The following is an 8089-nucleotide window of genomic DNA, read 5'->3' on the forward strand; positions in this document are numbered from 1 at the left end:
GGCAGAGATACAGCAGCTGGCAGCGTTTATCTATGATAATGATTTACCTGTCCCAGTTTGGTTTCCTGAGCACTTCGAGGAGCAACATGGAGAAGCCTGGTAGATATAGCCCCTTTATTAAAATTTAAGACGAACCAAATTATGCGTATTCTATTCACCTTTGCCTTGGCCATCGTGCTAAGCAGTATACTTGTTGGCCAATCCTTTAACTACGAGGTAGTATTAGAGCCGATTACGATAGACAATCTTGGCGGAATTCAATCCTATGCACACGGCCAGCACGATGGCCAGTGGCTGATTGTTGGTGGACGATTGGATGGCTTGCACCAGCGGCAGCCTTTTGCCTCTTTTGATCTAGCAGGGCACAATGACCAACTGATTGTCGTAGATCCTGTGCAGCAGCAGCGCTGGGTTGCCAGTCTGGAGACCTTGCCTGCTGTTGTTCAAGAGCAATTGCAGTCTACCAATATGGAGTTTTATCAAGAGGGAGACTACCTCTACGTGTTGGGAGGTTATGGTTATAGCAACTTGGAAAATGACCATACTACCTTTGGGCAAATCACTGCAATCAATGTACCAGGCACCATTGCAGCCATCAAGACCAATGCCGACTTGAATCCTCATATCCGGCAAGAGGCGGTCGCGGATTTTGCTGTTACTGGTGGACAGTTGAATAAAATTGAGGATACTTACTACCTGGTAGGTGGACAAAAATTTATTGGTCGCTATAACCCTCACGGGCCAGATCACGGTCCTGGCTTCTTTCAGGAATACACCAACCAGATTCGCCGTTTCCAGTTGTCTGATAATGGAGAAGACTTGATGATCACCATGCTTGAACCTTTTACAGATACTGTCAATTTGCACCGCCGTGATTACAACCTGGCAGCGCAGATCATGCCAGATGGTTCGCAAGGGCTGACTCTCTTTTCCGGTGTGTTTCAGTATGTGCAGGATTTACCTTTCCTGAGTAGTGTAAATATTACGGAAGAAGGCTATCAGGTGCAGGACAATTTTGAGCAATATTTTAACCATTATCACTGTGCTCACATCTCTTTATATTCTGCCTCTACAAATGAAATGCACACGGTGTTTTTTGGCGGGATGGCTCAATATTATCAAGAGGACGGCAACCTGATGCAAGACGATAATGTGCCTTTTGTGAATACCATTGCGCGCGTAAGCCGAACAGCCGATGGCACCATGACGGAACATAAACTAGAGGAAGAGATGCCAGCTTTGTTAGGTTCCGGCGCTGAGTTTATTGCTTTGCCAGATTTGCCGGTGTACGAAAATGGTGTTTTGCAAATGGACCAACTCACCGCTGATACGATGGAGCTGGGCTACATTTTTGGTGGTATCAGTAGTAGTGCGCCTAATATTTTTTGGATCAACGACGGCACCCAAAGTGAGGCCAACAATGTGATCTACCGCCTGAAACTGGTTAAGAAGATCAATACTTCTACAGCGGAAATAACGGATGGAGGCCTCAATTTGAATGTTTTCCCAAATCCTACCACAGGAACGTTCACTATTCAGCTAAACGTCAGGAAATCAACGACAGTAAACGTATCTTTGCGCGAAATGGAGGGGAAAGTTGTCGTAACGGACACCATTCAGGATGTCCAGCCCGGTACTTTTACCTGGAAAAACCAAATTACACCACCACTGACGGCAGGCGTTTATTTCCTAACCGTTGTAACTGATGACCAAAGCGCCAGCCGTAAAGTTGTGGTAGAGTAACCTTAAAATGACCACCACATGTTAGTTGAAAAAGCTCCGCAGGCAGTACGTGTTGATGCTGCATTGGAAGCATGGCGCCAGGAAGAAAAGCAGGCGCTGGAACTTTTACAGATCGTTGGCGATCTACGTTTTGATCGCGCCATCGAGTTGGTATTGTTCCGGGAGGATATCTACGATGCCCGTCCAAGTGCCCTTCTCAATGATCACCGTTTTGCAGAAAATTACTCAGCAGAGGCGCTCCATATTACGGGTACGCTGGCCCTGGCCAAAGCCATCCGTGACCTGAAAGACCTGCCCGCTGCCCGAATTGATTTAGGTAAACTAGGACTGGAATGGCAAGCTGAAGCAAGTAATTATGCAAATCTGGCGGATTTTGTCGGCGATAAGATGAGTCACCTACGCGGTGCCGCTCCTCTGAACGAGGATGGCCGCGATATCGTATTATACGGATTTGGCCGGATCGGCCGCTTGGTTGCCCGCCGAATCATCACCTCTACCGGCCGGGGCGAACAGCTACGACTAAAAGCGATTGTGATCCGCCCAAAATTAGCCGACCGCTTTGAAGAAGCGACAAAACGCGCTTCCCTGCTGGAATCTGATTCTATACACGGCGAGTTTCACGGCTTGGTGGAAGTAAGCCCCGACGGTAGCGAGTTGATCGTAAACGGCAACCACATCCAACTGATCTACGCCGGATCACCCTCCGAAGTGGACTACACCAAATATGGCATTCAAGACGCCTTATTGATCGACAACACTGGCGTTTGGCGAGACGACAAAGAACTGAGCACTCACCTTCGTCCAGGTATCGCCCAGGTGCTCGTGACGGCTCCCGCCAAAGGCGATGTGCCCAATATTGTTTACGGCGTAAATGAACCAGAGGATTTTTCGAAAAGACAAATCTTCAGTGCTGCTTCTTGTACCACCAACGCCATCGCGCCAGTGCTTGATGTATTGGAAAAGCAATTGGGCATCGAACAAGGCCACATCGAGACGATCCACTCCTATACCAACGACCAAAACCTGCTGGACAACTTTCACAAGAAACCACGCCGGGGTAGGGGAGCACCCGTAAACATGGTGTTGACCTCCACTGGTGCTGCTACCGCCGTGGCCAAGGTATTACCAGAGCTGGCGGGCAAACTCACGGGCAACGCCATTCGCGTACCCACGCCCAATGTATCACTCGCCGTATTGAACCTGCAACTAAAGCAGAAAACTACGGTAGACGCCCTCAATAATTACCTCAAAGAAGCTGCGCTGGAAGGAGCCTTGGTAGAACAAATCCAGTATTCTTCCTCCACCGAGTATGTGTCTAGCAATGCCGTGGGCACCACTTGCTGCTCGGTAGTTGATGCTCCGTCAACCATCGTTTCTGCCGATGGCCATAGTGTTGTACTTTACGTTTGGTACGATAATGAATACGGGTATACCTGTCAGGTCGTCCGCCTGGCCAAGCACCTGGCGAGGGTGCGTCGGTATCGTTATTATTAACGGAAGATAATCCTTCTGTTTTAGGGTGTTTTGGGGCCATGCCTTCTCCCGCCCCGACTTTTCTAGTCGGGACGGGATCGGCACCTGGCTGTCCGCCGCTCTGTTCCGTGGGATCGGGTTTCAAACCCGACCCAACGGAGCAGAGCGGCTACCATCCATTGTCCTCCTCCTCCGTCCGGCGCGCTCCGGCCTAAAGGCCTGCGCACTAACATCAAACCCCAAAGCTCCCTCCATTCAGGGAGGGCTGGGGTGGGTCGTGAAATTACGCCACATCTTCGAGCGATAGCCCGTGGCTAAACCCACAACCATCACTCAATTCTCACCCTCTTCATCCCTTCCCGCCCATAAAAAACAGGGAAATACATCTGCTCCGCTTTCGCCGGATTCAACTGAAACTGGCCAGTAAACCTCGGCTCCAGCTCAATGTAATAGCTATACTCGCCGGGTTCGAGGTGCTCACAGAAAATGGCGACTTTATCACGTAAGTATTCGCGGTAGGTTTCGGTGTAGCCACGGCTGCGTTGCTTGCTGCCATAGGAACAGCCTGCCGGAATGGGCACTTCCAAAAGAAGGTAGTCGGTCGCTTTTTCTACTTTCAATTCCACTTTCAGGAAAGCGGGGCGACTTTGCTCCAGCTGGTCGGTTTGCTTACTGCCCTGCCAAAGGCTACTGGTCACCACAAAAGGCCCTTCGACCCGTTCGGGCTGCGGATTCCAACGCTGCTGGTAAGCAGTGAGGAAGGTTTGCCCTATCCCCGTTTTTTGGATGCGAATAGCTTGGCTAGCATCAATGGTCACTTGCTTAGGAAAGGTATCCCAAACGATATTTTCTTGCGCACTAATGACGACCTGCTGTCTGAAGTTAAGGGCGCTGTCTTGCTGGTAGTTTTCCAATAAATCCGGGATGATCGTCCGTAGAATGAGCGCAGCCTCAAAGGTGTTGCGGTAGCCTGCCCGCCAGTGATAGCCCGGACTGCGGTGCCGTTGCTCCAAAAAGAATTGTCGGATGGGAGCCAGTGCTTCGGTTTCGCCCGCTGCACGATACGTGCGGTAGGCCAGCAAATTGTATTGATGGTAATTGTGGTAAAAACCGTAGCCATCCTGCCCCCAGTAGTGTCCACCAAAGAGCGTCTCCTCACGGTATTTGGCCAAGGTGTCCAACTGAAACGGTAGCCCTTGTTGGGCTTGGATCAAGGTGGTGGTCAGCGTCGTCCAATTGAGGTAGGGGAGCGTGTCGTAAGGTGTCAATAGCGCCTCGTAATCCATGTTTTGCCCTATTTCAGAGAACAAAGCAATGGCTTCTAACCGGGAAGGGCCCCGCAGGCTGCTCAGCTGATTGGTCAAGAAAATCAAGCCTTTTTCGAGGGCCTCTGTTTCGTAGCCAGCTTCCTTGGCAGCGTGTAGGGCACGGATCACGTAGATGGTCATCCACTGGTTGTGAGGACTGCCGCCCCACCAACCCCATGAGCCATCTGGCCGCTGGCGTTGCCGCAAGAGCGCGACCATTTTTTGGATAGCGTCTTCTTTGGTAAAGGGTTGGCCAATAGCTTCCTTAATTTCTTTGTGCATGAGTAAGGCCAACAGGCGACTGGCGCTTTGCTCATTACAACCGTAAGGATAATCTATGAGTGCTTCGATCTCTTCCAGCATCACATGCAGCATATCGGGCTGAGCGTAAATGGTGACGGGCCCGTCTTTCGGCGGGAAACTCAGCTCAATGGTCGTGTCTCCCTGTAAGCGGTGGAAAGTGCCAATGGTTTCTTCTGTCCCCACTTTGAAAATAGGGATAGAACGTTCTTCGCCATCCTGGTAGTTGTCGATTTGGAGGGTGTATTTGGCCGTAAGGCTATCTCTTCCTTCCAGCGCGGTATAGCTCACCTCGTCGGTAATACCGTCGACAAGTTGGTGTTCTTCTTTTAGCAATGATACGCCTTCTACCTCCAGCTGGGTGCTGATTTGGAAAGTGTCGTTGGTGTAATTAACACTGCTGCCTACCAGGTCAATCTGATCTCCGGGGAGGAGAAAACGCGGCAGGTACAGCTGTGCCAGCACGGGTTTGAAAGCTGCCGTTTCGCCGTACCAAGCCCCAGCCCGCTTTCGGTCGTCCATGCCCAGGACGAAGGTTTTCCATTGGGTGATATCATCCGGGAAAGTGACTTGAAAGTAAGCCTCGCCTTTGTTGTCGGTGATGAGGTCCGTCACCCAGAAGCCGTAGTCGCGAAACTCGGTGCGCAGGCCGCTGCCGCTGAGTAAAAGTTCCGCACCGGGTACAGAAGCACTTACACGGACACCATCTACATAGTAACTAGTAGCAGCATCGCGGCTGCCTCGAATGTTGATTTGATCATCATCGGTAACACTTATGCCAGCCGTTGTTGCTGCCAGTGCATTGATATTGCGGGTGGGTAAACGTTGGATTTGGGCAGCGGTAAGCGTACCGGAAAGGGTAGCGCTCATGGTGGTATTGTCTTGCTCAACCAAGGGTACACGGTAGCTCGTTACGACAACTTCTTCCAGGGCCATGCCTGAATCACTAAGGGTAAGTCGCTCCCCGGTATCGCCAGCCTTCACTTGCCGAGTGCTGTAACCTAAATATGAAAACTGGAGAATAGCATTAGCATCAGGCACCCAGATGGCATAGTTCCCATTAATATCGGTCATAGTACCGATATTTGTGCCAGCCAGCAAAACGTTGGCAAACATGAGCGGTTCACCGTTATCATCCGTTAAAGTACCTTGAGCCAGGTAGCCCACGTCTTGATATCTATTATTGGCTGGCGTGCCCCCTTGGCTTTGATAAGTCAAAAAACTAGGCTTCACTAATTCATAGGTGTACAAATCTTTGAGGATATCGAGGGTCGTATCTTGTTCAAAAGCAACACCACGGAAGTCAAGTACTTGCAACTGGTGGGGATAAATCCAAATTTTTCTTTGAGCGGTATGTCCTGTTGGGGTAATCAGCGTAAGCTCATAATAACCCTGTGGCAATCGAGCGAAATAGCGGTCGGTAGGCCGGTAAATGCTGTATTCGCCATTGACGTTTTGCAGGCTTACGGCTGCAAGGGTAGAATCATTTTCCTGCCCATAAAGGATTTGCAAATGGCCACCATCCATAGAGAGATTCCAACCTTTTCGGAAATTAACCCTCTTAATCTTTGGGGAGGCCTCTATAATATCAGATGGCCTTAATGATAGTTGATCAACTCTAGGGTGGGAGAGAACTTCTGGTAAGTCATATTGTTTTTTTGTTTGAAAAAAACGCTGTTTATAGAGTCTTTCCCGGCCTGTTCTAAGTTCATAAATATAGCCAGGCTCGTAGAAAAAACGATTCTTCAGACCATCACGTTGTAGGTAGGTGAGGTTGCGATTTGCGGGAATGGGGCCAATGACCCGAGCAGTATTGTTGGTATTAGGGGTATTCCAGCGATAAATTTGAGTACTGTCACTGTAGAGGTAACTAACGGTTCGTTTCTCTTCTTTTCTGATGCGGATCATCTTCAGATTGAGCAAATCCTTCTCTCCCGTACTGAGGTGCTTCTTTGTCCTTGTTCGCTTAATGCGGGAACCATAAACGGGGTGAAGGCCAAAATTTTTCGCGTCAAGCGCTAAACTCAGTTTGTGGCCAGCTTTTACAAACACACTGTCGATCCGGTACTCGGCTTCGAGGGTGCGAATACGGATTTGATTGTAGCCAGGACGAGCGTTGAAGGCGTAGCGGCCATCGTCTTGACTGTAATGACTGTAGACCAATTCGCGGTTGAGATAGATCAAATAGATGGGCTGCAACTTGTGTTCTTCCACCAAATAAGGACTGATTTGCGGATTTTGCAGATAAAACGAATCGGCGAGGATCGTATCCTGTTGCTCGAAGATGCCCTGATCGGGGTAGCGAATTTGGTAATAGAGCATGGTATCGAGTGTAAAGCGCTGGTACCAATGCGAACTAATGGAAGTTGTATGTTGGTTGCTAACTGGTTGTAAATTAAACTGATGCCGTTGTTTGTAGCCTTTGCGAACCTTGTAAGTCACCTGCGGCGGCGAGAGGTTTCGCAAAGAGTTGAACTGGGCATTGACAGCGCCGGCAACCATCTCTACACCCTTGGCGGGTTTGTCTTTTTGGTCGGTAGCCTGGATTTTTACCTGCACGGTTTGGCCGGGAATAATTTTATCTGGAAGGTCGGCGCTAAACTGCAGTTGGCGGGCATAAGACTGGAAAGTCTGCGTTTTGTTGCGAGCCACCCCAGCCCAGGTATACTGAATGTCCAGTTGGTATTTTTTCTTCGCTTGGGCCGTCATTCTCAGGAGGGTATCTTGCCCTAAATTACCTTCTGCAATACGTTGGGTACCTTCATAAAGCTGGTAAGTGATGTTTACGCCGTGCGGGTTGGCAATCTGGAGCAGCAAGGAGTCGCCAGTATGTTGTCCCAGCGTTTCCACGCCGCTCACTTCTTGATTTACGCCAAGGGTGTACCGAAGATTTTTGCTGGTTTCCAGATGGTAGTTGGTTACAAAAGGATCAAGTGATTCCTGGTGGGGCAGGGTGATAGTTTTGATGGTTGAAAAAGGCNNACGCTGCGCTGAGTCTTTAAGGTTGCCGTTTGGCTAATGCTGCTATCGGCTTCCAAATGGGTAAACTGCCATTGGCCTTGCTGGAGAGAATGTTCAATTTTTCCGGCTTGGTACAGGTAAATGAAGTTGGCCGTTTTTTGTGCTGCCTCCCCACCAGCGGTAGAAAAGAAAGCTTCCATTTTTATCGAAAGATTTGCGGGGTAAAGCAAGCTGTCCGGGAACCTGATTTTGGTGTCCTCACGCAAGCTAAGGTTTTGCTGGAAAGTCCAGAGTGTATCTGGAAT

3 protein-coding genes are annotated in these 8089 nt (G+C 49.6%); 2 read left to right on the plus strand and 1 reads right to left on the minus strand.

Annotation, left to right across the window (positions count from 1 at the left end):
- Positions 1 to 141 precede the first annotated feature (141 nt).
- Positions 142 to 1743, plus strand: a complete 1602-nt coding sequence (locus ACRBG0_RS27550) for a T9SS type A sorting domain-containing protein (protein ID WP_431490047.1) — start codon at positions 142 to 144, stop codon at positions 1741 to 1743.
- Positions 1744 to 1761: 18 nt separating this feature from the next.
- Complete coding sequence (locus ACRBG0_RS27555) at positions 1762 to 3237, plus strand: glyceraldehyde-3-phosphate dehydrogenase (protein WP_431490048.1); 1476 nt, start codon at positions 1762 to 1764, stop codon at positions 3235 to 3237.
- 308 nt (positions 3238 to 3545) lie between these two features.
- Here ACRBG0_RS27555 and ACRBG0_RS27560 read toward each other — a convergent pair whose 3' ends face one another.
- Positions 3546 to 7532: a carboxypeptidase-like regulatory domain-containing protein gene (locus ACRBG0_RS27560; RefSeq protein WP_431490049.1), complete on the minus strand. Its 3987-nt coding sequence runs from the start codon at positions 7530 to 7532 to the stop codon at positions 3546 to 3548.
- Positions 7533 to 8089 lie beyond the last annotated feature (557 nt).

This window comes from Lewinella sp. (assembly GCF_050633125.1).
Classification (GTDB): Bacteria; Bacteroidota; Bacteroidia; order Chitinophagales; family Saprospiraceae; genus Lewinella.

What these genes read in the sequence shown, in the direction of transcription:
- ACRBG0_RS27560 (WP_431490049.1), bottom strand. Translation starts at nt 7,532, where the DNA reads ATGACGGCCCAAGCGAAGAAAAAATACCAACTGGACATTCAGTATACC.
- ACRBG0_RS27555 (WP_431490048.1), top strand. Translation starts at nt 1,762, where the DNA reads ATGTTAGTTGAAAAAGCTCCGCAGGCAGTACGTGTTGATGCTGCATTG.
- ACRBG0_RS27550 (WP_431490047.1), top strand. Translation starts at nt 142, where the DNA reads ATGCGTATTCTATTCACCTTTGCCTTGGCCATCGTGCTAAGCAGTATA.